Annotated in this window: 25 protein-coding genes, 2 tRNA genes and 1 other RNA gene; 15 read left to right on the forward strand and 13 right to left on the reverse strand. The window is 47.8% G+C overall.

Annotation, left to right across the window (positions count from 1 at the left end; genetic code table 11):
* Positions 1-3: 3 nt before the first annotated feature.
* From ACJHWT_RS10720 to yciA, 3 genes are all read left to right on the forward strand, one after another.
* The gene (locus tag ACJHWT_RS10720; protein WP_000028546.1) at positions 4-747 is read left to right on the forward strand and encodes a YciC family protein; all 744 of its coding nucleotides are present in this window, start codon (positions 4-6) and stop codon (positions 745-747) included.
* Positions 748-776: 29 nt separating this feature from the next.
* Entirely contained in the window at positions 777-1,316 is a 540-nt protein-coding gene (locus ACJHWT_RS10725) for a septation protein A (protein ID WP_334281824.1), read from the forward strand.
* A gap of 104 nt (positions 1,317-1,420) precedes the next feature.
* The gene (gene yciA / locus ACJHWT_RS10730) at positions 1,421-1,819 is read left to right on the forward strand and encodes an acyl-CoA thioester hydrolase YciA (protein ID WP_000108160.1); all 399 of its coding nucleotides are present in this window, start codon (positions 1,421-1,423) and stop codon (positions 1,817-1,819) included.
* A 39-nt stretch (positions 1,820-1,858) separates the two neighbouring features.
* Here yciA and tonB read toward each other — a convergent pair whose 3' ends face one another.
* Positions 1,859-2,578 carry a TonB system transport protein TonB gene (gene tonB / locus ACJHWT_RS10735; RefSeq protein WP_000171276.1) on the reverse strand — a complete coding sequence of 240 codons (720 nt, stop codon included), beginning with the start codon at positions 2,576-2,578 and terminating at the stop codon, positions 1,859-1,861.
* Between the two features lie 223 nt (positions 2,579-2,801).
* Between tonB and ACJHWT_RS10740 the strand changes: the two genes are divergently transcribed.
* A complete protein-coding gene (locus tag ACJHWT_RS10740) occupies positions 2,802-3,098 on the forward strand; it encodes a YciI family protein (RefSeq protein ID WP_065203369.1) in 297 nt (98 codons plus the stop codon).
* A gap of 300 nt (positions 3,099-3,398) precedes the next feature.
* Complete coding sequence (gene kch / locus ACJHWT_RS10745; protein ID WP_000020078.1) at positions 3,399-4,652, forward strand: voltage-gated potassium channel protein; 1,254 nt, start codon at positions 3,399-3,401, stop codon at positions 4,650-4,652.
* Positions 4,653-4,706: 54 nt separating this feature from the next.
* Here kch and ACJHWT_RS10750 read toward each other — a convergent pair whose 3' ends face one another.
* Positions 4,707-4,880 (reverse strand): YciY family protein, encoded by a 174-nt coding sequence (locus ACJHWT_RS10750; RefSeq protein ID WP_001309467.1) that lies wholly within the window; start codon positions 4,878-4,880, stop codon positions 4,707-4,709.
* A gap of 142 nt (positions 4,881-5,022) precedes the next feature.
* On the opposite strand from ACJHWT_RS10750, the gene cls reads away from it, so the two are divergent.
* Positions 5,023-6,483 (forward strand): cardiolipin synthase, encoded by a 1,461-nt coding sequence (gene cls / locus ACJHWT_RS10755; RefSeq protein ID WP_000214516.1) that lies wholly within the window; start codon positions 5,023-5,025, stop codon positions 6,481-6,483.
* Between the two features lie 34 nt (positions 6,484-6,517).
* Positions 6,518-6,847, forward strand: a complete 330-nt coding sequence (locus ACJHWT_RS10760) for an HI1450 family dsDNA-mimic protein (protein WP_000366959.1) — start codon at positions 6,518-6,520, stop codon at positions 6,845-6,847.
* A 52-nt stretch (positions 6,848-6,899) separates the two neighbouring features.
* Here ACJHWT_RS10760 and oppF read toward each other — a convergent pair whose 3' ends face one another.
* The 5 genes from oppF to oppA form a co-directional block, all read right to left on the reverse strand.
* Positions 6,900-7,904 carry a murein tripeptide/oligopeptide ABC transporter ATP-binding protein OppF gene (gene oppF / locus ACJHWT_RS10765; protein ID WP_000994905.1) on the reverse strand — a complete coding sequence of 335 codons (1,005 nt, stop codon included), beginning with the start codon at positions 7,902-7,904 and terminating at the stop codon, positions 6,900-6,902.
* On the reverse strand, positions 7,901-8,914 hold the full coding sequence (oppD, locus tag ACJHWT_RS10770) for a murein tripeptide/oligopeptide ABC transporter ATP-binding protein OppD (protein WP_000110961.1): 1,014 nt from the start codon (positions 8,912-8,914) through the stop codon (positions 7,901-7,903). The genes oppF and oppD overlap by 4 nt, the downstream gene beginning before the upstream one ends.
* An 11-nt stretch (positions 8,915-8,925) precedes the next feature.
* On the reverse strand, positions 8,926-9,834 hold the full coding sequence (gene oppC / locus ACJHWT_RS10775) for an oligopeptide ABC transporter permease OppC (protein WP_000979661.1): 909 nt from the start codon (positions 9,832-9,834) through the stop codon (positions 8,926-8,928).
* Positions 9,835-9,848: 14 nt separating this feature from the next.
* Positions 9,849-10,769, reverse strand: coding sequence for an oligopeptide ABC transporter permease OppB (oppB, locus tag ACJHWT_RS10780; RefSeq protein WP_000911112.1), 921 nt, complete (start codon positions 10,767-10,769; stop codon positions 9,849-9,851).
* 85 nt (positions 10,770-10,854) lie between these two features.
* A complete protein-coding gene (gene oppA / locus ACJHWT_RS10785; protein WP_001317786.1) occupies positions 10,855-12,486 on the reverse strand; it encodes an oligopeptide ABC transporter substrate-binding protein OppA in 1,632 nt (543 codons plus the stop codon).
* 283 nt (positions 12,487-12,769) lie between these two features.
* Between oppA and ACJHWT_RS10790 the strand changes: the two genes are divergently transcribed.
* A complete protein-coding gene (locus ACJHWT_RS10790) occupies positions 12,770-13,066 on the forward strand; it encodes a hypothetical protein (RefSeq protein WP_410232330.1) in 297 nt (98 codons plus the stop codon).
* 157 nt (positions 13,067-13,223) lie between these two features.
* On the opposite strand, the gene ychE (ACJHWT_RS10795) is transcribed toward ACJHWT_RS10790, so the two are convergent.
* Positions 13,224-13,871, reverse strand: a complete 648-nt coding sequence (ychE, locus tag ACJHWT_RS10795; RefSeq protein ID WP_000616774.1) for an NAAT family transporter YchE — start codon at positions 13,869-13,871, stop codon at positions 13,224-13,226.
* A 30-nt stretch (positions 13,872-13,901) separates the two neighbouring features.
* Entirely contained in the window at positions 13,902-13,955 is a 54-nt protein-coding gene (gene ychE / locus ACJHWT_RS10800; RefSeq protein ID WP_211180492.1) for a protein YchT, read from the reverse strand.
* Positions 13,956-14,347: 392 nt separating this feature from the next.
* Here ychE (ACJHWT_RS10800) and adhE point away from each other — a divergent pair, with 392 nt between their 5' ends.
* Positions 14,348-17,023, forward strand: a complete 2,676-nt coding sequence (gene adhE / locus ACJHWT_RS10805) for a bifunctional acetaldehyde-CoA/alcohol dehydrogenase (protein ID WP_000301651.1) — start codon at positions 14,348-14,350, stop codon at positions 17,021-17,023.
* A 301-nt stretch (positions 17,024-17,324) separates the two neighbouring features.
* Here adhE and tdk read toward each other — a convergent pair whose 3' ends face one another.
* The gene (gene tdk / locus ACJHWT_RS10810) at positions 17,325-17,942 is read right to left on the reverse strand and encodes a thymidine kinase (RefSeq protein ID WP_000068076.1); all 618 of its coding nucleotides are present in this window, start codon (positions 17,940-17,942) and stop codon (positions 17,325-17,327) included.
* Positions 17,943-18,545: 603 nt separating this feature from the next.
* Between tdk and hns the strand changes: the two genes are divergently transcribed.
* Positions 18,546-18,959: a histone-like nucleoid-structuring protein H-NS gene (gene hns, locus ACJHWT_RS10815; protein ID WP_001287378.1), complete on the forward strand. Its 414-nt coding sequence runs from the start codon at positions 18,546-18,548 to the stop codon at positions 18,957-18,959.
* A 144-nt stretch (positions 18,960-19,103) separates the two neighbouring features.
* Here the strand turns inward: hns and galU are convergent, their stop codons facing one another.
* The 3 genes from galU to rssA form a co-directional block, all read right to left on the reverse strand.
* Positions 19,104-20,012, reverse strand: a complete 909-nt coding sequence (gene galU, locus ACJHWT_RS10820; protein ID WP_000718995.1) for a UTP--glucose-1-phosphate uridylyltransferase GalU — start codon at positions 20,010-20,012, stop codon at positions 19,104-19,106.
* A gap of 201 nt (positions 20,013-20,213) precedes the next feature.
* On the reverse strand, positions 20,214-21,227 hold the full coding sequence (gene rssB / locus ACJHWT_RS10825) for a two-component system response regulator RssB (RefSeq protein WP_000193447.1): 1,014 nt from the start codon (positions 21,225-21,227) through the stop codon (positions 20,214-20,216).
* A 91-nt stretch (positions 21,228-21,318) separates the two neighbouring features.
* Entirely contained in the window at positions 21,319-22,224 is a 906-nt protein-coding gene (rssA, locus tag ACJHWT_RS10830; protein ID WP_001226476.1) for a patatin-like phospholipase RssA, read from the reverse strand.
* A gap of 112 nt (positions 22,225-22,336) precedes the next feature.
* Between rssA and ACJHWT_RS10835 the strand changes: the two genes are divergently transcribed.
* The 5 genes from ACJHWT_RS10835 to ACJHWT_RS10855 all read left to right on the forward strand — a co-directional run bounded on the left by ACJHWT_RS10835 (position 22,337) and on the right by ACJHWT_RS10855 (position 24,228).
* On the forward strand, positions 22,337-22,795 hold the full coding sequence (locus ACJHWT_RS10835) for a YchJ family protein (RefSeq protein ID WP_001317785.1): 459 nt from the start codon (positions 22,337-22,339) through the stop codon (positions 22,793-22,795).
* A 49-nt stretch (positions 22,796-22,844) separates the two neighbouring features.
* On the forward strand, positions 22,845-23,687 hold the full coding sequence (purU, locus tag ACJHWT_RS10840; RefSeq protein WP_000555858.1) for a formyltetrahydrofolate deformylase: 843 nt from the start codon (positions 22,845-22,847) through the stop codon (positions 23,685-23,687).
* Between the two features lie 159 nt (positions 23,688-23,846).
* A tRNA-Tyr gene (locus ACJHWT_RS10845) sits at positions 23,847-23,931 on the forward strand.
* 34 nt (positions 23,932-23,965) lie between these two features.
* Positions 23,966-24,050: transfer RNA gene (locus ACJHWT_RS10850), tRNA-Tyr, on the forward strand.
* A 47-nt stretch (positions 24,051-24,097) separates the two neighbouring features.
* A non-coding RNA gene (locus ACJHWT_RS10855) (RtT sRNA) lies at positions 24,098-24,228 on the forward strand.
* The last annotated feature ends 115 nt before the right edge of the window (positions 24,229-24,343 follow it).

Raw genomic sequence — 24,343 nt, forward strand, 5'->3', positions numbered from 1 at the left:
TGCATGTCTATCACGGCGCAGTCCGTATACCGTGACACCGGAAATTTCTTCCGTAATCAATTTATGACCATTCTGTTGGTATCGTTGCTATGTGCGTTTATCACAGTGGTGTTAGGGCATGTTTTCTCACCCAGTGATGCACAGCTTGCGCAGCTCAATGACGGCGTGCCCGTTAGCGGCAGTAGTGGGTTGTTCGACCTGGTTCAGAATATGTCACCGGAACAGCAACAAATTTTGCTGCAGGCTTCAGCGGCGTCCACTTTTTCAGGATTAATCGGTAACGCCATTCTCGCCGGAGGCGTAATATTAATTATCCAGCTGGTGTCTGCGGGTCAGAGAGTCAGTGCGCTGCGAGCTATTGGTGCCAGTGCGCCGATATTGCCAAAGTTATTTATTCTGATTTTTCTGACTACCCTTTTAGTACAGATTGGCATCATGCTGGTGGTCGTTCCGGGAATTATCATGGCCATTTTACTGGCCCTGGCACCGGTGATGTTGGTACAGGACAAAATGGGCGTTTTTGCCTCGATGCGTAGCAGTATGCGGCTGACTTGGGCGAATATGCGTCTGGTGGCACCCGCAGTGCTGAGCTGGTTGCTGGCAAAGACACTGTTGCTGCTTTTTGCCTCTTCTTTTGCCGCATTAACCCCGGAAATTGGTGCCGTACTGGCGAACACCTTGAGCAACCTGATTTCAGCCGTACTGCTCATCTATCTGTTCCGCCTGTATATGTTGATTCGCCAATAACCTTAAGCATTTGATTACGGAATCGTAAAATGAAGCAGTTTCTTGATTTTTTACCGCTGGTTGTCTTTTTCGCGTTTTACAAGATTTATGACATCTATGCGGCTACTGCGGCGCTGATCGTCGCCACGGCGATTGTGCTTATATATGGCTGGGTTCGCTTTCGTAAGGTTGAGAAGATGGCCCTGATCACTTTTGTTCTGGTGGTCGTCTTCGGTGGCTTGACCCTGTTCTTCCACAATGATGAGTTTATTAAATGGAAGGTTACTGTCATTTATGCCCTGTTTGCGGGTGCCCTGTTAGTCAGCCAATGGGTGATGAAAAAGCCGCTAATTCAGCGGATGCTGGGTAAAGAACTCACGCTGCCGCAACCGGTATGGTCGAAGCTGAATCTGGCCTGGGCTGTTTTCTTTATCCTTTGCGGTCTGGCAAACATCTACATCGCATTCTGGCTGCCGCAAAATATTTGGGTCAACTTTAAAGTCTTTGGCCTGACCGCCCTTACCTTAATCTTCACATTGTTAAGCGGTATCTATATCTACCGCCACATGCCGCAGGAAGATAAATCCTAACCAGACTGCCAGTCCTTCGGGGCTGGCGCTGTATCTCCTCTGTTCTCCTCAGGAAAATCATAGTAGCATCGCGCCTGTGATTTTCCTTTTAAGTCGGTTTTACCATGTCTACAACACATAACGTCCCTCAGGGCGATCTTGTTTTACGTACTTTAGCCATGCCCGCCGATACCAATGCCAATGGTGACATCTTTGGTGGTTGGTTAATGTCACAAATGGATATTGGCGGCGCTATTCTGGCGAAAGAAATTGCCCACGGTCGCGTAGTGACCGTGCGGGTTGAAGGAATGACTTTCTTACGACCGGTTGCGGTCGGCGATGTGGTGTGCTGCTATGCACGCTGTGTCCAGAAAGGGACGACATCGGTTAGCATTAATATTGAAGTGTGGGTGAAAAAAGTCGCGTCTGAACCCATCGGGCAACGCTATAAAGCGACAGAAGCATTATTTAAGTATGTCGCGGTTGATCCTGAAGGAAAACCTCGCGCCTTACCTGTTGAGTAATAATCAAAAGCCTCCGGTCGGAGGCTTTTGACTTTCTGCTTACTGAATTTCGGTGGTGCCGTTAATTTTAAACAGGATGTTCACCACAATCCCACTGCCTGGCTTACCCGGCTCATAACGCCATCTGCGCATCGCATTTTTCACCTCACGCTCAAACATGTTCGCAGGCTTGGCTGAGAGGATTTGTACGTTATCCACGCGACCATCCGGCGTGACATCAAATTTAACTTTAACCTGCCCTTCAATGCGCAATGCCTGTGCTCGTGCCGGATACTGCGGCTGATTGCGGCTTAATGCGCGTGGTCCTGAAGCCACACTGGTAACCGGCTTGCTGGTTGCAGCCGTTGCCGTACTTGATGTAGGGCGCGCGGGTGCAGTATTTTCAAACGGTGATGCCGGACGCGACTCTACGGGTTTGACATCGCGTTTTGGCTGCTCCTGTACCTTTTTCACCGGCTTCGGTTTTGGCTTAGGTTTCGGCTTCGGCTTTTCAATGACCACCGGTGCTTCTTTTGGCGGTTCGGGGATCGGCTCAGGTTCCGGTTCTGGCTCTACCACCGGCTCCGGTGGCGGCTGAACGGCTTGTGGCGGTTCGAGATCCGCAGGCGCAACCATCGTGACAGAAATTGGCTGCGCAGGCGCAGGTAGTTCAATAACCTGATGTACCGAGGTATAGAGCAGACCCGCCACAACAGCACCATGAATGCAGACCGAAAGTAACGTCGGCCAGGGGAAGCGGCGAGGTAAATCAAGGGTCATTGAAGTCATAATCATTTCAGTAGAAAAACCAGGCCTCGATTTTAAATGCAAATAGCAATCATATTCAATAAGGCAAGACGATCAGGATCAGTGAAAATGTCATTTTTGGCGTAATTGACCTTACTTTTTAAATGGTCTTAACAAAGACATCATCTTTCCGTTGCAGATCTTCGCCCTTTCAAATAACGTACTTTACAACTTTCCCGAACAAGGAGTTGTGCCCGTGTTGTATGTTATTTACGCTCAAGACAAAGCTGATAGCCTCGAAAAACGCCTTTCCGTTCGTCCGGCACATTTAGCACGTTTACAGTTACTGCATGATGAAGGTCGATTGTTGACCGCCGGTCCAATGCCAGCAGTAGACAGTAACGATCCAGGGGCTGCGGGATTTACTGGCTCAACCGTTATTGCTGAATTTGAATTGCTGGAAGCAGCTCAGGCCTGGGCCGATGCTGACCCGTACGTAGCGGCAGGAGTCTATGAACACGTTTCAGTGAAACCATTTAAGAAAGTGTTCTGAATAGAAATTCAATATTTAAGGGCACGGTTTTAGCAACCGTGTTCTTGTTTGGCCTTTCCTTATAGGTCAGTCATTGCATTTACCACCACAAGCAGATAATAACTTTATCTGTATTTCTTTATATGATGTGAGCATATTCAGGAAAAATGCCCTTTCCTGACGCAGAGTTGCTCACTCAAAACCTTTGATTACTGCGGATAAAGTCATCTACTATTGTTTAACACATTCACGCGCTGCATGTATGTTCAGAAAATGTGCACGCTAAGATAATTAAACAAAATTGTGGTTACAGAGGTATCAGTGAGTCACTGGGCTACATTCAAACAAACAGCAACTAATTTATGGGTGACCCTACGGCACGACATTCTCGCGCTGGCCGTCTTTTTAAATGGATTGCTTATTTTTAAAACAATCTATGGTATGTCGGTCAATTTGCTAGATATTTTCCATATCAAAGCATTTTCAGAGTTGGATCTCTCCTTGCTGGCAAACGCCCCACTCTTTATGCTCGGCGTCTTTCTTGTCCTGAACTCCATTGGCTTACTGTTCCGGGCAAAGCTCGCATGGGCAATCAGTATCATTTTGTTGTTGATAGCGCTAATTTACACCCTGCATTTTTATCCCTGGCTGAAATTTAGTATTGGATTTTGCATTTTTACGCTGGTGTTTTTGCTGATACTGCGCAAAGACTTCTCCCACAGTAGCGCCGCAGCCGGGACAATTTTCGCATTTATTAGTTTCACGACGTTACTGTTTTACTCCACCTACGGTGCGCTTTATTTAAGCGAAGGTTTTAATCCGCGAATAGAAAGTTTGATGACCGCGTTCTATTTTTCGATAGAAACCATGTCAACCGTCGGCTATGGCGATATTGTCCCTGTTTCTGAATCAGCACGATTGTTCACTATTTCGGTCATTATTTCCGGCATTACCGTTTTTGCCACATCTATGACCTCAATTTTTGGTCCGCTTATCCGCGGGGGATTCAACAAACTTGTAAAAGGAAACAATCATACAATGCATCGTAAAGATCATTTTATTGTTTGCGGACATTCGATTCTCGCCATCAATACGATCCTGCAACTGAATCAACGCGGACAAAACGTAACGGTTATCAGCAACTTGCCTGAAGATGATATCAAGCAACTTGAGCAACGCTTAGGCGATAACGCTGATGTTATCCCCGGTGACAGTAATGACAGTTCAGTATTAAAGAAAGCAGGAATTGATCGATGCCGGGCCATTCTGGCGCTGAGTGATAACGATGCAGATAACGCGTTTGTTGTACTCTCGGCAAAAGATATGAGCAGTGATGTCAAAACAGTTCTCGCCGTCAGTGATAGCAAAAACCTGAATAAGATTAAGATGGTACATCCGGATATCATTCTCTCGCCGCAACTGTTTGGCAGCGAAATTCTGGCGCGAGTTTTAAATGGTGAAGAGATTAATAATGATATGCTCGTTTCAATGTTGTTGAACTCCGGTCATGGCATTTTCAGCGATAACGATGAACAAGAAACGAAAGCTGACAGTAAAGAATCGGCGCAAAAATAGAGTTTAAAGAGGGAAGAGTAAACTTATTGGGCACCGCAATGGTGCCCAGTACATTTAGATATTGTAGATCGCAAACAATAACGAGTTACGCTGTTTGTTTAGAATGCACTTCCTGATGCTGTGGATACGCATATTTCGGCGCGACTGCCCCTCAAGCCAACGCGATTTACGTCGGCTAGCCTGACGCTGCATGCGCCAGCGCCCCACTTCCGTTCTACTCCGCTTCATGTTAACTACTCTATGCAATAACAGAATGGTCATTATACCCCCGCCCCCGACGCTGACCAGTGCTTTTCCCGCGTTTTTATTTGCCAGATGAATCCATATGCGTAAACTCATAACAATGCGCTTTCAAAAGGATTTCTAATCTATGACAACCGTTTATACGTTGGTGAGTTGGTTGGCCATTCTGGGATACTGGTTGCTCATTGCAGGCGTAACTTTACGCATTCTAATGAAACGACGCGCAGTTCCCTCCGCGATGGCCTGGCTGTTGATTATTTACATTCTGCCGTTAGTCGGAATTATTGCCTATCTTGCCGTTGGCGAGCTCCATTTAGGCAAACGCCGCGCTGAGCGCGCCAGAGCGATGTGGCCTTCCACCGCAAAATGGCTTAACGACCTTAAAGCCTGTAAGCATATCTTCGCCGAAGAAAATAGCAGTGTCGCTGCGCCATTATTCAAGCTTTGCGAGCGTCGTCAGGGGATCGCTGGGGTCAAAGGGAATCAGCTGCAACTGATGACCGAGTCAGATGATGTGATGCAGGCGTTAATCCGCGACATCCAGCTCGCTCGCCATAATATTGAGATGGTGTTTTATATCTGGCAGCCCGGCGGCATGGCGGACCAGGTGGCTGAATCATTAATGGCGGCTGCGCGACGCGGCATTCATTGCCGATTGATGCTCGACTCCGCCGGGAGTGTGGCTTTTTTCCGCAGCCCGTGGCCCGAGCTAATGCGTAATGCCGGTATTGAAGTTGTCGAAGCCTTAAAGGTCAATCTGATGCGTGTGTTTTTACGCCGTATGGACCTGCGCCAACATCGCAAGATGATCATGATCGATAATTACATCGCGTACACCGGCAGCATGAATATGGTCGACCCTCGCTACTTCAAACAAGATGCGGGCGTAGGGCAATGGATTGATCTGATGGCGCGTATGGAAGGTCCCATCGCTACCGCGATGGGGATTATTTATTCCTGCGACTGGGAGATTGAAACCGGAAAACGTATTCTGCCGCCACCACCAGATGTCAATATTATGCCGTTTGAGCAGGCCAGCGGTCACACCATTCACACAATTGCTTCTGGCCCCGGCTTTCCGGAAGATCTCATTCACCAGGCATTATTGACTGCTGCTTATTCGGCGCGTGAATATTTGATCATGACAACGCCCTACTTTGTGCCCAGCGATGATTTACTTCATGCGATTTGCACGGCGGCGCAGCGCGGGGTGGATGTCAGTATTATCCTTCCGCGAAAAAATGACTCGATGCTGGTCGGCTGGGCCAGTCGCGCATTCTTTACGGAACTGCTGGCTGCTGGGGTTAAAATTTATCAGTTTGAAGGCGGGTTACTGCATACCAAGAGCGTGCTGGTCGATGGTGAACTAAGTCTGGTTGGCACCGTTAACCTTGATATGCGGAGTCTGTGGCTAAATTTCGAGATTACCCTGGCAATCGACGATAAAGGTTTTGGTGCAGACCTTGCCGCCGTTCAGGACGATTATATTTCGCGTTCACGTCTGCTCGATGCCCGTTTATGGCTAAAACGTCCATTATGGCAACGTGTCGCCGAGCGACTGTTTTACTTCTTCAGCCCGTTGCTGTAAAACGTCGCCAACAGAGGTTAAACAGGTAGTGACTATGGATATGGATCTAAACAATCGCCTGACTGAAGATGAAACGCTTGAGCAGGCCTACGATATTTTTCTCGAACTGGCTGCCGACAATCTCGATCCAGCTGATGTTCTGCTGTTCAATCTTCAGTTTGAAGAGCGCGGCGGCGCGGAGTTATTCGATCCGGCGGAAGACTGGCAGGAACATGTTGATTTCGATTTGAACCCGGACTTTTTTGCCGAAGTGGTGATTGGTCTGGCGGACAGTGAAGATGGTGAAATCAACGATGTTTTCGCGCGCATTCTGTTATGCCGCGAAAAAGATCACAAACTTTGCCATATCATCTGGCGGGAATAAATAATCGCTTTTGGCGTGAATAAGGGCTGACAACTGTCAGCCCTTATTGCTTTTAAAGCGGATCGACTTTCAGGCAAGAAACGGCGTGTCTGAAACTCCCTTCCAGCACAGGACGTGTTTTGGCGCACTCCGGACCGGCAATCGGACAACGGGTACGGAAAACACAACCGGAAGGCGGGTTGATCGGCGACGGTAATTCCCCTTCCAGTAACTGGATGGTTTTGTTCTTCTCCAGATCCGGATCAGGTATGGGGACTGCCGACATCAATGCCCTGGTGTAAGGATGTAGCGGATTGTGGTAGACCTCATCATAGGTCCCCAGTTCTACCGCATGGCCGAGATACATCACCAGCACACGATCGGAAATGTGTTTTACCACGGCCAGGTCGTGAGCGATAAAAATTAACGACAATCCCATCTCACGTTGCAACTGCTGGAGCAGGTTGACCACCTGCGCCTGAATTGACACGTCCAGCGCCGACACCGGCTCATCACAGATAATCAGCTTCGGTTCAAGAATAAGAGCACGAGCAATCCCGATACGCTGGCACTGCCCACCGGAGAACTCATGCGGATAGCGGTTAATCAGATTAGGCAACAAACCGACTTTCAGCATCATCGCCTTCACGCGCTCGCGAACTTCCTGGCGTGACATTTTCGGATGATAAGTACGCAGTGGTTCAGCGATGATCTCGCCGATGGTCATACGCGGGTTAAGCGATGCCAACGGATCCTGGAAAATCATCTGAATATCACTGCGAACGGCACGCCATTCATCGGGCTTCATGCCCAGCAACTCTTTACCTAACCAGGCAACATGACCGTCGGTCGCCTTGACCAAACCGATGATGGCGCGAGCAAAGGTGGACTTACCGCATCCCGATTCCCCTACCACACCTAATGTTTCCCCTTCATACAGGCGAAGAGTGACACCATCTACGGCTTTGAGCGTTTTCGGAGGTTGCCAGAACCACTGTTTGCCATCTTTGATTTCAAAGTGCACTTTCAGATCGGCGATTTCGAGGAGGACTTTTCTTCCTTCGGTTACAGCATTCATAACAGTTCCTCCACCGGTTTAAAGCAAGCACGCAGACGGCCAGGCGTAAACTCTTCCAGCGGCGGTGCGCTACTACAAATTTCCATCGCATGCGGACAACGTGGCTGGAACGGGCAACCTTTCGGTAATCGCAGCAGGTTTGGCGGATTACCAGGGATGGTCAACATTGTTTCACCTTCCGCATCGAGACGCGGCACCGCGTTGAGCAAACCGATAGAATAAGGATGAACGGGTTGATAAAAGACATCGCGCGCGTTGCCATATTCCATCGTGCGCCCGGCGTACATTACCAGCACTTTGTCGCAGATCCCCGCCACCACGCCAAGATCGTGGGTAATCATAATGATGGCGGTATTAAATTCCCGCTTCAGTTCATTCAATAGCGTCATGATCTGCGCCTGTACGGTGACGTCCAGCGCAGTAGTGGGTTCATCCGCAATCAGCAGCTTAGGTCGACATAGCAATGCCATCGCAATCATAACTCGCTGACGCATGCCACCAGAAAATTCGTGCGGGTACATTTTCATGCGTTTACGCGCTTCCGGCATTTTTACCGCATCGAGCATCCGCACCGACTCTTCAAACGCCTCAGCTTTGCTCATGTTCTTATGCAGCATCAGCACTTCCATCAACTGCTCACCGACGCGCATATAGGGATTCAACGAAGTCATTGGGTCCTGAAAAATCATTGAGATTTGTTCAGCGCGCAGTCTATTGAGTTCACGCTCTGGCAAATTGAGGATTTCACGCCCATTGAAGGTTGCCGATCCGCCAATACGTCCGTTGGCAGCCAGCAGGCCCATCAACGCAAATGCAGTTTGCGATTTACCCGAACCAGACTCACCTACAATGCCCAGCGTTTCTCCGGCACGTAGGGAAAAATTCAAATCATTGACCGCCGTGACGTCGCCGTCCGGGGTACTAAAGGTGACACGCAAATCTTTCACGTTCAGCAGTGCGTCAGCCTGTTGTTGTGCGAGCGGCACAGTTGCAGTTTCAATTACGCTCATGGCTGCACTCCTTAACGATCTTTCGGGTCGAGGGCATCACGCAAGCCATCGCCTATAAAGTTGAAACAAAATAGCGTCACCACGAGGAATCCCGCTGGGAACAACAGTAACCATGGAGAGACTTCCATCGAGTTCGCGCCATCACTCAGCAATGCGCCCCAGCTGCTTAACGGCTCTTGCGTCCCCAACCCCAGGAAGCTAAGGAAAGATTCAAAGAGGATCATGCTGGGCACCAGAAGTGATGCGTAGACCACCACCACACCGAGTACATTCGGCACAATGTGGCGAATAACAATGCCCGACGTCGATACACCGCCAACTTGTGCCGCCTCAATAAACTCTTTGCGCTTCAGACTCAGGGTTTGCCCACGCACAATACGAGCCATATCCAGCCAGGAAACCATGCCAATCGCCACGAAAATCAGCAGGATGTTTTGACCGAAAAAGGTCACCAGCAAAATGACGAAGAACATGAATGGGAAGGAGTTGAGGATTTCCAGCAGACGCATCATTACCGAATCCACTTTACCGCCCAGATAACCGGAAAGCGAACCATAAAGTGTCCCCACGACCACTGCCACCAGTGCCGCAGCAACACCGACCATGAGTGAGATACGCCCGCCAATCGCAACACGCACAAGCAGGTCGCGACCGGATGAGTCAGTACCAAAGTAGTGACCGGACTCCATATCCGGGGCGCTGGACATCATCGCCCAGTCAGTATCGTCATAGGCAAACTGCGAAAGCATCGGTGCCAGGATTACAAATAACGCGATTAGCACCAGCACTATCAGACTGGCAACCGCCGCACGGTTATGCATAAAACGTCGACGTGCGTCCTGCCACAAGCTGCGCCCTTCGACCTCCAGCTTTTCACTGAAATTTTCCAGCGTCTCGCTGTTTTTCTTACTTAACATCATCGCGAGCTCCAGTATCAGTAACGGATTTTCGGGTCGATAACCGCATATAGCACATCGACAATGGCATTAAACAAAATGGTTAACGCACCAACCAGGATAGTCAGGCTTAACACTAAGGAATAGTCACGGTTCAATGCGCCATTAACGAACAGTTGCCCAATCCCCGGCAAACCATAAATGGTTTCGATGACCATAGAACCGGTAATAATGCCGACAAATGCGGGGCCCATATAGGAGAGCACGGGTAACAGAGCAGGTTTTAATGCGTGGCGTAAAATGATCCGCCGCATAGGTAACCCTTTCGCCCGGGCAGTACGAATAAAGTTGGAGTGTAATACTTCAATCATAGAGCCACGGGTAATACGCGCAATACTGGCGATATAGGCGAGTGACAACGCCACCATTGGCAGTATCATGAATTTAAGCGCACCACCATTCCAGCCACCGCCCGGCAGCCAATGCAAAATGATCGCAAATATCATGACTAATAATGGCGCAACCACAAAACTGGGGATAACAACCCCGGTCATTGCCAGCCCCATCACGGTATAGTCCCATTTGGTGTTTTGTTTTAATGCGGCAATAACGCCAGCACTAACACCCAGTATTACCGCAAGGAAAAATGCTGCGGCTCCCAGTTTGGCAGAAACGGGAAAACTGGATGCAACCAGGTCGTTGACCGAATAATCTTTATATTTAAACGATGGACCGAAATCGCCATGCGCCAGTTGTTTCAGGTAGCTGAAATACTGTGTCATGATCGGATCATTAAGATGATATTTCGCTTCGATATTGGCCATCACTTCTGGCGGTAAAGTACGTTCGCCGGTAAAAGGGCTTCCCGGCGCGAGGCGCATCATGAAGAACGAAATAGTAATAAGAATAAATAGCGTCGGAATCGCTTCCAGACAGCGACGTAGAATAAATTTTAACATTGCCCTACCTTCTGGCCTGTGCCTTCTGTAATGCGATAAAAATCAGACACCGTGGAGCAGTACACGCCTGCCCCACGTATTGCCATTAGTGCTTCACAATGTACATATTCCGGGTGTAGGTATTATCCAGCGGATCTTTGCCGGTATAGCCACCAACCCACGGTTTCACCAGACGCGCATTCACGTAGTAATAAACAGGAACAATGGCCGAATCCTTATCCAGCTGTTGTTCTGCTTTAGTGTACAGAGCTGTGCGCTGCGCCTCGTCAGTCGCTTTCAGCGTTTCCGCCATAATGCTGTCAAAGGCCGGGCTCTTATAATGCGCGGTATTCATTGAGCTGTTCGACAGCATGGTGTTCAGGAAGGAAGTTGGTTCGTTGTAGTCTGCACACCAGCCTGCACGGGCCACATCAAAAGTGCCCTGGTGACGGGTGTCGAGGAACGTTTTCCACTCCTGGTTAACCAGTTTGACGTTTACACCAATGTTTTTCTTCCACAATGAAGAGGCAGCAATCGCCAGCTTTTTATGCAGATCGGAGGTGTTATACAACAGGTTGATGGTCAACGGTTTGTCTGCGGTATAACCCGCTTCAGCCAGCAGTTTTTTCGCTTCTTCGTTACGTTTTTCCTGGCTCCAGCCAAACCATTCCGGCTGAGTCAATTTTGCGCCATCAGTATACGGTGGAGTGTAACCATAGGCGGGCATGTCGCCCTGCGCTTTCACTTTATTAACAATGATATCGCGGTCCATACCCAGTTTCAGTGCGGTACGCACACGTACATCGTTGAATGGCGGTTTCTGGTTGTTAATTTCGTAATAATAAGTGCACAGGTATGGATCAACGTGAACTTCGTCCGGGATCTCTTTTTTCAGCTTCTGGAACAATTCGATCGGCATGTTGTTATACGTCATGTCGATTTCACCACTACGGTAGCGGTTGACATCGGTAACTTCAGAAGCAATAGGCAAATAGGTTACCTGGTTAATAACGGTTTTCGCGTTGTTCCAGTAGGTTGGGCTGCGTTCAAGAACGATTCGTTCGTTTACGACCCAATCTTTTAAGGTATAGGCACCGTTGGTGATGATATTACCAGGCTGGGTCCATTTTTCGCCGAATTTCTCGATAGCGGCTTTTGGCACCGGTGAAGTTGATGGGTGAACAAGTAATTTATAGAAGTACGGAACAGGTTCACTTAAGGTGACTTCTAATGTGTGATCATCAATTGCTTTCACGCCGAGATCGGTAATCGGTTTTTTCCCTTCAAGAATTTCATCAATACCGGCGATATGCCCATATTGCAGATAACTGGCATACGGAGAAGCGGTGTTTGGATCAACAGAACGTTGCCAGCTATACACAAAGTCTTGTGCTGTGACTGGCGTGCCATCAGACCATTTCGCATCTTTACGCAAATGGAAGGTCCAGACTTTCGCGTCTTTATTATCCCAGGATTCAGCGACGCCAGGTGCCGGATGACCGTCAAGATCGCTGACCAGTAAGCCTTCAAACAGGTCTCGGCTGATATTAGACTCCGGAACACCTTCAATTTTATGCGGATCTAATGACTGAACTTCTGAACCATTGTTACGTACCAGCGTTTGTTTTTCCGCCAGTGTGACGCCTGCGGGTACATCAGCTGCCAGCGCGACATTCCCTGCCATTAGTGCAGCCAGAACGCCAGCTGCTACTAAACTTCTCTTGGTGATGTTGGTCATTGTTTTTTGGACTCCCTCATTATAATTACTGGTATTAACCAGCATGTGTAATCCCGGATTGGGACCCTGCACAGGCTCGGAGACTTTCTGCTGTCAGGTTACTTTATCGTTACGGATTGCTATCACCGACTTTATTTATTCTGGTGATTCAGACGATCACCTTATGTCGATTCGTACTGTGTCTCCCCTGTCGAGACACATTATTCTTTCGCGACGCTCTTTAATTGTTAATTATTCTCATTACCAATAAAGAATCGCCTGGCGGTTGCCCGGAAAGTACCAAATGCGCTTCTTAATCGCCAATACATTTTGCAAAATTGTTAAGCAATTCTCTTTTATTGACCGCATCAGAATCTATAGCTTGCATCCATGTCTTAACAAACATCTTTCAATTCAATCAAATAGAGATTGGTTAAGCATGTCTCTCTTTTCTGATTACAGTTCCAGTAGTGAAATGCACAATAATTTAACAATTGATTATTATTTAGCACTTTCCTCTACCAAAGGCAGTGGAATTACTAATATCATTTCAATTATTCTTCAGCAAGCCCAGGATTATGATGTGGCGAAAATAACATGATGGTGAGGAGAAGCAGTTAAGGAAATCCTTATAACTAACTGTAATTTGAGAAGAATATTTTCACCCATTCCTTTTGCTTTTGATAACTGCGCGGGAACAAAGTAAAAATAATGACGAAGTAAACGGAGCATGACAGCTCCGTTTCATTTGAAAGGAATTAATTAAGCAGGCCGGGGAAAATCCCCTTAATACCAGTAACGATAAATTCAATCCCCAATGCCATCAGCAATAGCCCCATAATACGCGTAATCACGTTGATGCCGGTCTGGCGTAAAACCCGTACCAGCCACGGTGCCATGCGGAACAATCCCCAGCAACATAAAGCGAACAATGCAATAGTCACAAAGAAACCAAACAGATAGCTAATGCTGTGATAACGCGTCCCCCAGACGATGGTAGAACTGATCGCCCCTGGCCCCGCCATCAACGGCAACGCCAATGGCACCACACCAATGCTTTCACGCACCGCGGTTTCTGATTTTTCTTGCTTGTTCTGTTTATCCTCGCCAAGCTTGCCGCTGATCATCGACATCGCTATCGTCACCACCAGGATGCCACCGGCGATACGGAATGAATCAATTGATATACCAAAAAGTTGTAGAATCGTGTCGCCGAGAAAAAGCGAGATCCACAAGATAATGGCCACAGACAGGTTGGCTGTAAGGTTCGTTTTGTTTCGCGCTGCCGCTGTCTGATAACTGGTCATGCTGATAAAGACGGGAATAATCCCTACCGGGTTGACCAGCGCAAATAACCCGATGAAAAATTTGAAGTAAACGGGAAAATCAAAAAGGGTCTGAATCACGGTTAGCTCCGAAGCAAAAGCCGGATAATGTTAGCCATAAATAAGGTTAAAAAGACGCGCTGACAATACGCCTTTTGACAGCATTTTTCACCTCCTAACTACTTAAAATTGCTATCATTCGTTATTGTTATCTGGTTGTGCAAAACATGCTAATGCAGCCAACAAATCATACTACAATTTATTAACTGTTAGCTATAATGGCGAAAAGCGATGCTGAAAGGTGTCAGCTTTGCAAAAATTTGATTTGGATCACGTAATCAGTACCCAGAAGTGAGTAATCTTGCTTACGCCACCTGGAAGTGACGCATTAGAGATAATAACTCTAATGTTTAAACTCTTTTAGTAAATCACAGTGAGTGTGAGCGCGAGTAAGCTTTTGATTTTCATCGGTTAAGCAAATCATCACCGCACTGACTATACTCTCGTATTCGAGCAGATGATTTACTAAAAAAGTTTAACATTATCAGGAGAGCATTATGGCTGTTACTAATGTCGCTGAACTTAACGCACTCGTAGAGCGTGTAAAAAAAGCCCAGCGTGAATATGCCAGTTTCACTCAAGAGCAAGTAGACAAAATCTTCCGCGCCGCCGCTCTGGCTGCTGCAGATGCTCGAATCCCACTCGCGAAAATGGCCGTTGCCGAATCCGGCATGGGTATCGTCGAAGATAAAGTGATCAAAAACCACTTTGCTTCTGAATATATCTATAACGCCTATAAAGATGAAAAAACCTGTGGTGTTCTGTCTGAAGACGACACTTTTGGTACCATCACTATCGCTGAACCAATCGGTATTATTTGCGGTATCGTTCCGACCACTAACCCGACTTCAACTGCTATCTTCAAATCGCTGATCAGCCTGAAGACCCGTAACGCCATTATCTTCTCCCCGCACCCGCGTGCAAAAGATGCTACCAACAAAGCGGCTGATATCGTTCTGCAGGCTGCTATCGCTGCCGGTGCTCCGAAAGATCTGATCGGCTGGATCGATCAACCTTCTGTTGAACTGTCTAACGCACTGATGCACCACCCAGACATCAACCTGATCCTCGCGACTGGTGGTCCGGGCATGGTTAAAGCCGCATACAGCTCCGGTAAACCAGCTATCGGCGTAGGCGCGGGCAACACTCCAGTTGTTATCGATGAAACTGCTGATATCAAACGTGCAGTTGCATCTGTACTGATGTCCAAAACCTTCGACAACGGCGTAATCTGTGCTTCTGAACAGTCTGTTGTTGTTGTTGACTCTGTTTATGACGCAGTACGTGAACGTTTCGCAACCCACGGCGGCTATCTGTTGCAGGGTAAAGAGCTGAAAGCTGTTCAGGACGTTATCCTGAAAAACGGTGCGCTGAACGCGGCTATCGTTGGTCAGCCAGCCTATAAAATTGCTGAACTGGCAGGCTTCTCTGTACCAGAAAACACCAAGATTCTGATCGGTGAAGTGACCGTTGTTGATGAAAGCGAACCGTTCGCACATGAAAAACTGTCCCCGACTCTGGCAATGTACCGTGCTAAAGATTTCGAAGACGCGGTAGAAAAAGCAGAGAAACTGGTTGCTATGGGCGGTATCGGTCATACCTCTTGCCTGTACACTGACCAGGATAACCAACCGGCTCGCGTTTCTTACTTCGGTCAGAAAATGAAAACGGCTCGTATCCTGATTAACACCCCGGCTTCTCAGGGTGGTATCGGTGACCTGTATAACTTCAAACTCGCACCTTCCCTGACTCTGGGTTGTGGTTCCTGGGGTGGTAACTCCATCTCTGAAAACGTTGGTCCGAAACACCTGATCAACAAGAAAACCGTTGCTAAGCGAGCTGAAAACATGTTGTGGCACAAACTTCCGAAATCTATCTACTTCCGCCGTGGCTCCCTGCCAATCGCGCTGGATGAAGTGATTACTGATGGCCACAAACGTGCGCTCATCGTGACTGACCGCTTCCTGTTCAACAATGGCTATGCTGATCAGATCACTTCCGTATTGAAAGCAGCAGGCGTTGAAACTGAAGTCTTCTTCGAAGTAGAAGCTGACCCGACCCTGAGCATCGTTCGTAAAGGTGCAGAACTGGCAAACTCCTTCAAACCAGACGTGATTATCGCGCTGGGTGGTGGTTCCCCGATGGACGCTGCGAAGATCATGTGGGTTATGTACGAACATCCGGAAACTCACTTCGAAGAACTGGCGCTGCGCTTTATGGATATCCGTAAACGTATCTACAAGTTCCCGAAAATGGGTGTGAAAGCGAAAATGATCGCTGTCACCACCACTTCTGGTACAGGTTCTGAAGTCACTCCGTTTGCGGTTGTAACTGACGACGCTACTGGTCAGAAATATCCGCTGGCAGACTATGCGCTGACCCCGGATATGGCGATTGTCGATGCCAACCTGGTTATGGACATGCCGAAGTCCCTGTGTGCTTTCGGTGGTCTGGACGCAGTAACTCACGCCATGGAAGCTTATGTTTCTGTACTGGCATCTGAGTTCTCTGATGGTCAGGCTCTGCAGGCGCTGAAACTGCTGAAAGAATATCTGCCAGCGTCCTACCACGAAGGATCTAAAAATCCGGTAGCGCGTGAACGTGTTCACAGTGCAGCAACTATCGCGGGTATCGCGTTTGCGAACGCCTTCCTGGGTGTATGTCACTCAATGGCGCACAAACTGGGTTCCCAGTTCCATATTCCGCACGGTCTGGCAAACGCCCTGCTGATTTGTAACGTTATTCGCTACAACGCGAACGACAACCCGACCAAGCAGACTGCATTCAGCCAGTATGACCGTCCGCAAGCTCGCCGTCGTTATGCTGAAATTGCTGACCACCTGGGTCTGAGCGCACCGGGCGACCGTACTGCTGCTAAGATCGAGAAACTGCTGGCATGGCTGGAAACGCTGAAAGCTGAACTGGGTATTCCGAAATCTATCCGTGAAGCTGGCGTTCAGGAAGCAGACTTCCTGGCGAACGTGGATAAACTGTCTGAAGATGCATTCGATGACCAGTGCACCGGCGCTAACCCGCGTTACCCACTGATCTCCGAGCTGAAACAGATTCTGCTGGATACCTACTACGGTCGTGATTATGTAGAAGGTGAAACTGCAGCGAAAAAAGAAGCCGCTCCGGCTAAAGCTGAGAAAAAAGCGAAGAAATCCGCTTAATCAGTAGCGCTGTCTGGCAACATAAACGGTCCCTTCTGGGGCCGTTTTTTGTTTTACCCAAAGCAACTTTCCCATAAACCGACAGCATTTGCCTTCATCATATTTACGGCGATGTATAACGCCTACACACAGCGATATTGTACTTTACAGGTCACAAGTCAACGTCACTGTAAAAGCGCTCTGTGAGGGGTATAGTGGCGTTAAAGAACTGTCGAGAAGGGTATATACACCGGATGAAGTGAGTAAAACGAACTGACAGGATAAAAGCGCCCTGCTCACCCTGTCAGTAAAGAAATTCTTATTAATCGTGGCGATGCCTTTCCTGAATAGCCGTTAATGAGCCGACTTCTAACGCTTCTTTATAGTGTTTACGGCATACAGAAACGTAGCGTTCATTACCACCAATAACCACCTGCTCACCTTCGTTATAAGGTCTGCCTGCTTGATCAAGACGCAGCACCATGCTTGCTTTGCGGCCACAAAAACAGATGGTTTTTAATTCAACCAGTTTGTCGGACCATGCCAGTAAGTATTGGCTGCCAATAAATAACTCACCTCGAAAATCGGTACGTAAACCATAACAAAGTACGGGTATATCGAGCTGATCGACAACCTCCGATAATTCATATACTTGTTGTCTGGTTAAAAACTGGCATTCATCAACCAGTACGCAATGAATTGCCTGCTGTTCATGTTCCGCACGAATCTCATCAAATAATGATGAATTTTGGTTAAATAATTTTGCAGGCGATGACAAACCTATACGCGAACTGACTTTCCCGGCACCAAAGCGATCGTCAATTTCTGCCGTATATACGACAGTGCGCATGCCGCGTTCCTGGTAATTGTATGAAGATTGCAACAATGCTGTAGACTTACCCGCATTCATTGCGGAATAGTAGAAATATAGCTGTGCCATCAGCCACAGGCCCTCAATGATATGAATTAAAGTTGGCTGGAGTTTATCATAATTCGTCAGTTTTTCAGCTCAACAGTATGCACAGAAGTGGTATATGCGTTCTCCCTTACGAAGCCTTGCATAATCCTTCTGAGCTATCATTACAACTGCCTCGCTTGTTATAAGCGGGTAAATGACTGCTGGTAACTATTCACAATCTTTAACCCGTTGCGCAAGTAATAGCCCTCTGTTGACCTCCTGGAGATAGTGCAATACTAAGTCCCTGCTCTTATTGCGACTGTTCTACTTTTCATCATTCGCTTAATAGGGAATTCTCGTAAACACGACTAATACAGAAGACTGAAAGGTCGTCAGCCTACGATAATCTCCCCATAAAATGTGACATGAATCAGGAAGTTTTAACCTCACGTGCTGCGAAATCATCGGTGCAAATAGGGCTATATGCCGCGTCTTTTCTGGCTAATTTTATGAAAAGATATTTATTGGCGGCACAAAATAAAGAACAATTTTGAATTCCTTACATTCCTGGCTATTGCACAACTGAATTTAAGGCTCTATTATTACCTCAACAAACCACCCCAATATAAGTTTGAGATTACTACAATGAGCGAAGCACTTAAAATTCTGAACAACATCCGTACTCTTCGTGCGCAGGCAAGAGAATGTACACTTGAAACGCTGGAAGAAATGCTGGAAAAATTAGAAGTTGTTGTTAACGAACGTCGCGAAGAAGAAAGCGCGGCTGCTGCTGAAGTTGAAGAGCGCACTCGTAAACTGCAGCAATATCGCGAAATGCTGATCGCTGACGGTATTGACCCGAACGAACTGCTGAATAGCCTTGCTGCCGTTAAATCTGGCACCAAAGCTAAACGTGCTCAGCGTCCGGCAAAATATAGCTACGTTGACGAAAACGGCGAAACTAAAACCTGGACTGGCCAGGGCCGTACTCCAGCTGTAATCAAAAAAGCAATGGATGAGCAAGGTAAATCCCTCGACGATTTCCTGATCAAGCAATAATCTTTTGTAGATTGCACTTGCTTAAAAATCCCGCCATCGGCGGGATTTTTTATTGTCCGGTTTAAGACAATTTAATAAGAATAAGCTATAAAAAAACGGCGTCGATTGCTCAACGCCGTTTCGTGGATAACACCGATACGGATGTTACTTCTTAATGCCCATCTCTTCTTCAAGCCAGGCTTTAAATTCCGTGCCAAGGGTGTTATGACGAATACCGTATTCAACGAAGGCCTGCATGTAACCTAATTTATTACCGCAGTCATGGCTCTTCCCTTTCATATGATAGGCTTCCACCGTTTCTTTTTCGATCAGCATATCAATTGCGTCGGTGAGCTGAATTTCATCACCAGCTCCCGGAGGGGTTTTTGCCAGCAACGGCCAAATATCCGCGCTAAGTACGTAACGCCCCACAATAGCGAGATTAGACGGCGCAACATCCGCTTTTGGTTTTTCAACCACGCCAACCATCGGTACGCTTTCACCCGGTGCTAATTCAACGCCTTTGCAATCCACAACGCCATATGCGGTCACATCAGCAACCGGTTCAACCATGATCTGGCTATGACCCGTTTCATCAAAGCGGCGGATCATCTCTGCCAGGTTATCCTGTGACAAATCGGATTCATATTCATCCAGAATAACGTCAGGCAAAATAACAGCCACAGGTTCATCACCCACTACCGGGTGAGCACACAATACCGCGTGTCCCAGGCCTTTCGCCAGCCCCTGACGAACTTGCATAATAGTCACGTGCGGCGGACAAATAGACTGCACTTCATCAAGCAGTTGACGTTTTACACGTTTTTCCAGCATTGCTTCCAGTTCAAAACTGGTATCAAAGTGGTTTTCAATAGAGTTTTTAGATGAGTGAGTAACCAGCACAATTTCAGTAATGCCAGCCGCAATACATTCATTCACGACGTATTGAATTAATGGCTTATCGACAAGTGGCAGCATCTCTTTCGGGATGGCTTTCGTCGCCGGCAACATCCTGGTTCCTAATCCCGCAACGGGGATAACGGCTTTTTTGACTTTCGTATTAATGGCAGCCATTTAAATTCTCCTGGACTGTTCGTGTTTTGAACGTGTTCATATTTCTGTATCGCATCCCAGTATATCAGCACCCCGAAGGGGCTAAGTTCTGAAAAGGAGGCGAGTTAGCATAATTAAGACAATTACTTATACGAATGGCGACGATAGTACCACCAGCCGACATTAGCAGGTAATGCAAATTTAGCCCGCGTTATCGTTTGCTCATTCTGCAGACAACATCAAGCGCAGTCGACCACCGGTTCCCCATATTTGGCATTGCCAGGCATCGCATCGCTGGCTCAATTGATTCAAATAAGCGTTACCTAAAGTGCCTAACGGAACACCATTACTGATTTGTACCTGGTGTTCGCCGGTATTTAACGTCGCATTCAGACCCGCAGAAACCAGAATGAGATTTTTCAGTTCGCGATGATAATAGCCAACTAATAGCGGAAATTGCCCCGGCAGATTGGCCTGACGGAGTAAATGGTTTACCTGCTTCAATAACGCGCCCAACTCTGGCAACCGTTGATTTTGGTGTGCAAGCTGTTCCTGTAATAATCCGTTAAACAATGCGCGTAATAACAAGGCAGCAAGTACGCCATTATGTCCAGCTCGGGTGACATCAAGGCAATAAAATGCCAGATCGTTTTCCGAAAGTGCGGCAATATCAAGCACCAGGCCGGGTTTGTCCGCGGCAACCAATTGACGATAATTAACCCGGCAATGGGAAATCACCTGCTGAACCGGCGGTTGTAGTTCCTGTAATAATTTCGCCGCTGCGGCAGGGTTATCAACCATTGCATCCCAGTCGCGAAAAAGCCTTTCCTCTTCTTCAACGCGGGAATTAAACATGCTGGGATAGAGACAGGCAAAAACCATCTCGCGCAAGCGATTCAGATCTTTAACTGGTTTCAGCAAAACATCTTCAACGCCCAGACGTAACGCTTTGGCAATATCTGCCATATTTTCAGTGGCAGATATCACCAGAACTGGGGTCTGGTCGCCTCTGTTACGTATATGCTCCAGCAGTTTAAGCCCGTTCATTCGTGGCATCGCGATATCACATATCATCAGGTCTGGAGTGAAACCTCCCAGCAACTCAAGGGCATCCACCCCATCAGCCGCCAGTACCGTTGTCGCTCCCAATGAGGAAAACCACGAATCCAGAAGCGAGCGAAATACCTGCTCATCTTCAACAATGAGAATCTGTTTTCCGACCAATGGCTGCGTCATGTTCTCTCCCCTGACTGGCTTTACTCAATAGTGGCATGCTATTGCCACCTGCGCCTGTCAGAATTAACTTAAGTGTAGATAAAAATTCTGGTCAAATGTTGGTGCGTACCAACGGCAAAAGTTCGTCCATTTTCTTTTCCACTGCCAGCTGCCCGGCCGCAATGGCAGCGTGCGCGCGATGGAAATCAAGCGTAGATATTTGCGGGCAAACAGGTTGAATCAGAATATCGGGCGGATCACCTGCCATGCGGTTCCTTTTAAGGCGGTTCTCCAGCACCTGGATAGAAGTGGTCATAATCTCTGTTGCCGTTGGCGCTGTCACCGCCCGACGTGTCGTTATGCTGCCCAACCTTTCTTTCAGACGCGCATGCCACGGCAGAGAATCACCATTCTCGCTATTTTCTTCACTGACATTAAAGGAGAGCAGATCTTGTTGCATCAAATGAGCATCGTGCTGCAGGTCGACCGCTATCACAATATCAGCACCCAATGCACGCGTGAGCGAAATAGGAATTGGGTTAACTACAGCGCCATCAACCAGCCAGTAGCCGTTATGCGCAACGGGTGCCATTAGTCCTGGAATACTGCATGATGCACGAATAGCAAGATGGAGATCGCCTTCAGTAAACCATAATTCGCGCCCAGTACTTAAATTGGTGGCAACAGCCGCGAAGCGACGGGAACAATTTTCGATCTCTGTTTCCGGCATTATTTCGCGATATTGATTGAAGACACGCTCGCCGCGCAGTAACCCACCGCGCTGCCAGGAGAGATCCATCAGGCGTAAAACATCCCAATAACTGAAAGAGGTCACCCAATCTTCCAGCGCAGATAGTCGATCGCATGCATAGGCAGCGCCCACCAGCGAACCAATTGAACATCCTGCAACGATATCAATTTCAATACCCACTTTTTTTAGCGCATTAATAACGCCAATATGCGACCAACCTCTCGCCGCGCCAGATCCCAGCGCCAGCCCTATTTTTATCTTTCTCATTATTCCCGCAAGATTCCCCTGGAATGCAATCGTAGCAACATCGCTACTGCTCGGTTAACATAGTGCTACTCAGGCGGTTAATACGCCGTTATTGTTTCCAGGGAGATTATTTGTGTCTCAGCTTTGTCCCTGTGGTAGTGCTGTCGAGTATAGCCTATGTTGCCACCCTTATGTGTCTGGTGAAAAGGTTGCACCTGATCCAGAACATCTCATGCGTTCGCGTTACTGCGCTTTTGTGATGAAAGACGCGGATTATTTAATAAAGACCTGGCATCCATCTTGTGGAGCGGCGACGTTACGTGCCGAATTGATTGCCGGATTTGCGCATACTGAATGGTTGGGATTGACCGTATTTGAACATTGTTGGCAGGACGTCGACAATATCGGATTTGTCAGTTTTGTTGCGCGATTTACCGAAGGTAGCAAAACAGGTGCAATAATTGAACGTTCGCGATTTTTGAAAGAAAACGGTCAATGGTACTATATTGACGGTACACGTCCGCAGTTTGGCCGCAACGATCCCTGCCCTTGTGGTTCAGGTAAAAAATTTAAAAAGTGCTGCGGCCAATAATGGTTGACGGTACGGTTTAGCAAACACTCTCAACAAGGTTTTTCCAGCAATGCATTCACTCCAACGTAAAGTTCTGCGTACTATTTGTCCGGACCAAAAAGGTCTGATCGCACGTATTACCAATATTTGCTACAAGCACGAGTTAAATATCGTACAGAACAATGAATTTGTTGATCACCGTACCGGGCGCTTTTTTATGCGCACGGAACTGGAAGGAATTTTTAATGATTCCACCCTGCTGGCGGATCTCGACAGCGCATTGCCAGAAGGCTCCGTACGTGAGCTGAATCCTGCCGGTCGTCGCCGGATAGTGATTCTGGTCACTAAAGAGGCGCATTGCCTTGGCGATTTGTTGATGAAAGCCAATTACGGCGGCCTGGATGTCGAAATCGCGGCAGTTATTGGTAACCACGATACTTTACGTTCTCTGGTTGAGCGTTTTGATATTCCGTTTGAGCTGGTAAGCCATGAAAGGTTAAGCCGCAACGAGCACGATCAAAAGATGGCGGATGCCATTGATGCTTATCAGCCTGACTACGTGGTGCTGGCGAAGTATATGCGGGTATTAACGCCAGAATTTGTGGCACGCTTCCCGAATAAGATCATCAATATTCACCATTCATTCCTGCCAGCGTTTATCGGCGCACGTCCTTATCACCAGGCCTATGAACGTGGCGTGAAGATTATTGGCGCTACCGCTCACTATGTGAATGACAATCTGGACGAAGGTCCAATCATCATGCAGGACGTTATTCATGTCGATCATACCTACACAGCTGAAGATATGATGCGCGCAGGTCGTGACGTCGAGAAAAACGTCTTAAGTCGCGCACTCTACAAAGTACTGGCGCAGCGCGTCTTTGTTTACGGTAATCGGACGATTATTCTTTAATCGCCAGCAAAAATAACTGGTTACCTTTAATCCGTTACGGGTGAAAATTACGCAACCAGTTCATTTTTCTCAACGTAACACTTTACAGCGGCGCGTCATTTGATATGATGCGCCCCGCTTCCCGATAAGGGAGCAGGCCAGTAAAAAGCATTACCCCGTGGTGGGGTTCCCGAGCGGCCAAAGGGAGCAGACTGTAAATCTGCCGTCATCGACTTCGAAGGTTCGAATCCTTCCCCCACCACCATCTCAAGCATTACCTCAAAATTTGAATTACCCCTGGTGGGGTTCCCGAGCGGCCAAAGGGAGCAGACTGTAAATCTGCCGTCATCGACTTCGAAGGTTCGAATCCTTCCCCCACCACCATCACTTTTCAAAAGTCCGTGAACTCTCAAACGAATCCGCAATTAAATATTCTGCCCATACGGGGAGGGATGAGAAGCTTCGTCCAAGGTGCGACTCGAACGCCAGCGAGAAAGCGTTGCCGCAGGCAACGACCCGAAGGGTGAAGCGCGCAGCGCTAGTAATCCTTCCCCCACCACCATTACTTCCTGAAATACTCAAAACCTGTTACTCCGAGCTAATTCTGCCCGATGGCACCGCGTTTACCGGACCTAAAATATCCTCCCCTGAAGTTCGGATAAGCGAAGCGCATCCGA

It is taken from the genome of Escherichia sp. WS338 (assembly GCF_046486405.1).
GTDB lineage: Bacteria > Pseudomonadota > Gammaproteobacteria > Enterobacterales > Enterobacteriaceae > Escherichia > Escherichia coli.

Coding starts and splice junctions, on each gene's coding strand:
- yciA (WP_000108160.1), top strand. CDS start 1,421: ATGTCTACAACACATAACGTCCCTCAGGGCGATCTTGTTTTACGTACT.
- cls (WP_000214516.1), top strand. CDS start 5,023: ATGACAACCGTTTATACGTTGGTGAGTTGGTTGGCCATTCTGGGATAC.
- adhE (WP_000301651.1), top strand. CDS start 14,348: ATGGCTGTTACTAATGTCGCTGAACTTAACGCACTCGTAGAGCGTGTA.
- ACJHWT_RS10790 (WP_410232330.1), top strand. CDS start 12,770: ATGCGCTTCTTAATCGCCAATACATTTTGCAAAATTGTTAAGCAATTC.
- rssB (WP_000193447.1), bottom strand. CDS start 21,227: ATGACGCAGCCATTGGTCGGAAAACAGATTCTCATTGTTGAAGATGAG.
- oppD (WP_000110961.1), bottom strand. CDS start 8,914: ATGAGCGTAATTGAAACTGCAACTGTGCCGCTCGCACAACAACAGGCT.
- rssA (WP_001226476.1), bottom strand. CDS start 22,224: ATGAGAAAGATAAAAATAGGGCTGGCGCTGGGATCTGGCGCGGCGAGA.
- tdk (WP_000068076.1), bottom strand. CDS start 17,942: ATGGCACAGCTATATTTCTACTATTCCGCAATGAATGCGGGTAAGTCT.
- ACJHWT_RS10720 (WP_000028546.1), top strand. CDS start 4: ATGTCTATCACGGCGCAGTCCGTATACCGTGACACCGGAAATTTCTTC.
- ACJHWT_RS10750 (WP_001309467.1), bottom strand. CDS start 4,880: ATGAAGCGGAGTAGAACGGAAGTGGGGCGCTGGCGCATGCAGCGTCAG.
- oppA (WP_001317786.1), bottom strand. CDS start 12,486: ATGACCAACATCACCAAGAGAAGTTTAGTAGCAGCTGGCGTTCTGGCT.
- ACJHWT_RS10725 (WP_334281824.1), top strand. CDS start 777: ATGAAGCAGTTTCTTGATTTTTTACCGCTGGTTGTCTTTTTCGCGTTT.
- galU (WP_000718995.1), bottom strand. CDS start 20,012: ATGGCTGCCATTAATACGAAAGTCAAAAAAGCCGTTATCCCCGTTGCG.
- oppF (WP_000994905.1), bottom strand. CDS start 7,904: ATGAATGCTGTAACCGAAGGAAGAAAAGTCCTCCTCGAAATCGCCGAT.
- ACJHWT_RS10760 (WP_000366959.1), top strand. CDS start 6,518: ATGGATATGGATCTAAACAATCGCCTGACTGAAGATGAAACGCTTGAG.
- hns (WP_001287378.1), top strand. CDS start 18,546: ATGAGCGAAGCACTTAAAATTCTGAACAACATCCGTACTCTTCGTGCG.
- oppC (WP_000979661.1), bottom strand. CDS start 9,834: ATGATGTTAAGTAAGAAAAACAGCGAGACGCTGGAAAATTTCAGTGAA.
- oppB (WP_000911112.1), bottom strand. CDS start 10,769: ATGTTAAAATTTATTCTACGTCGCTGTCTGGAAGCGATTCCGACGCTA.
- tonB (WP_000171276.1), bottom strand. CDS start 2,578: ATGACCCTTGATTTACCTCGCCGCTTCCCCTGGCCGACGTTACTTTCG.
- purU (WP_000555858.1), top strand. CDS start 22,845: ATGCATTCACTCCAACGTAAAGTTCTGCGTACTATTTGTCCGGACCAA.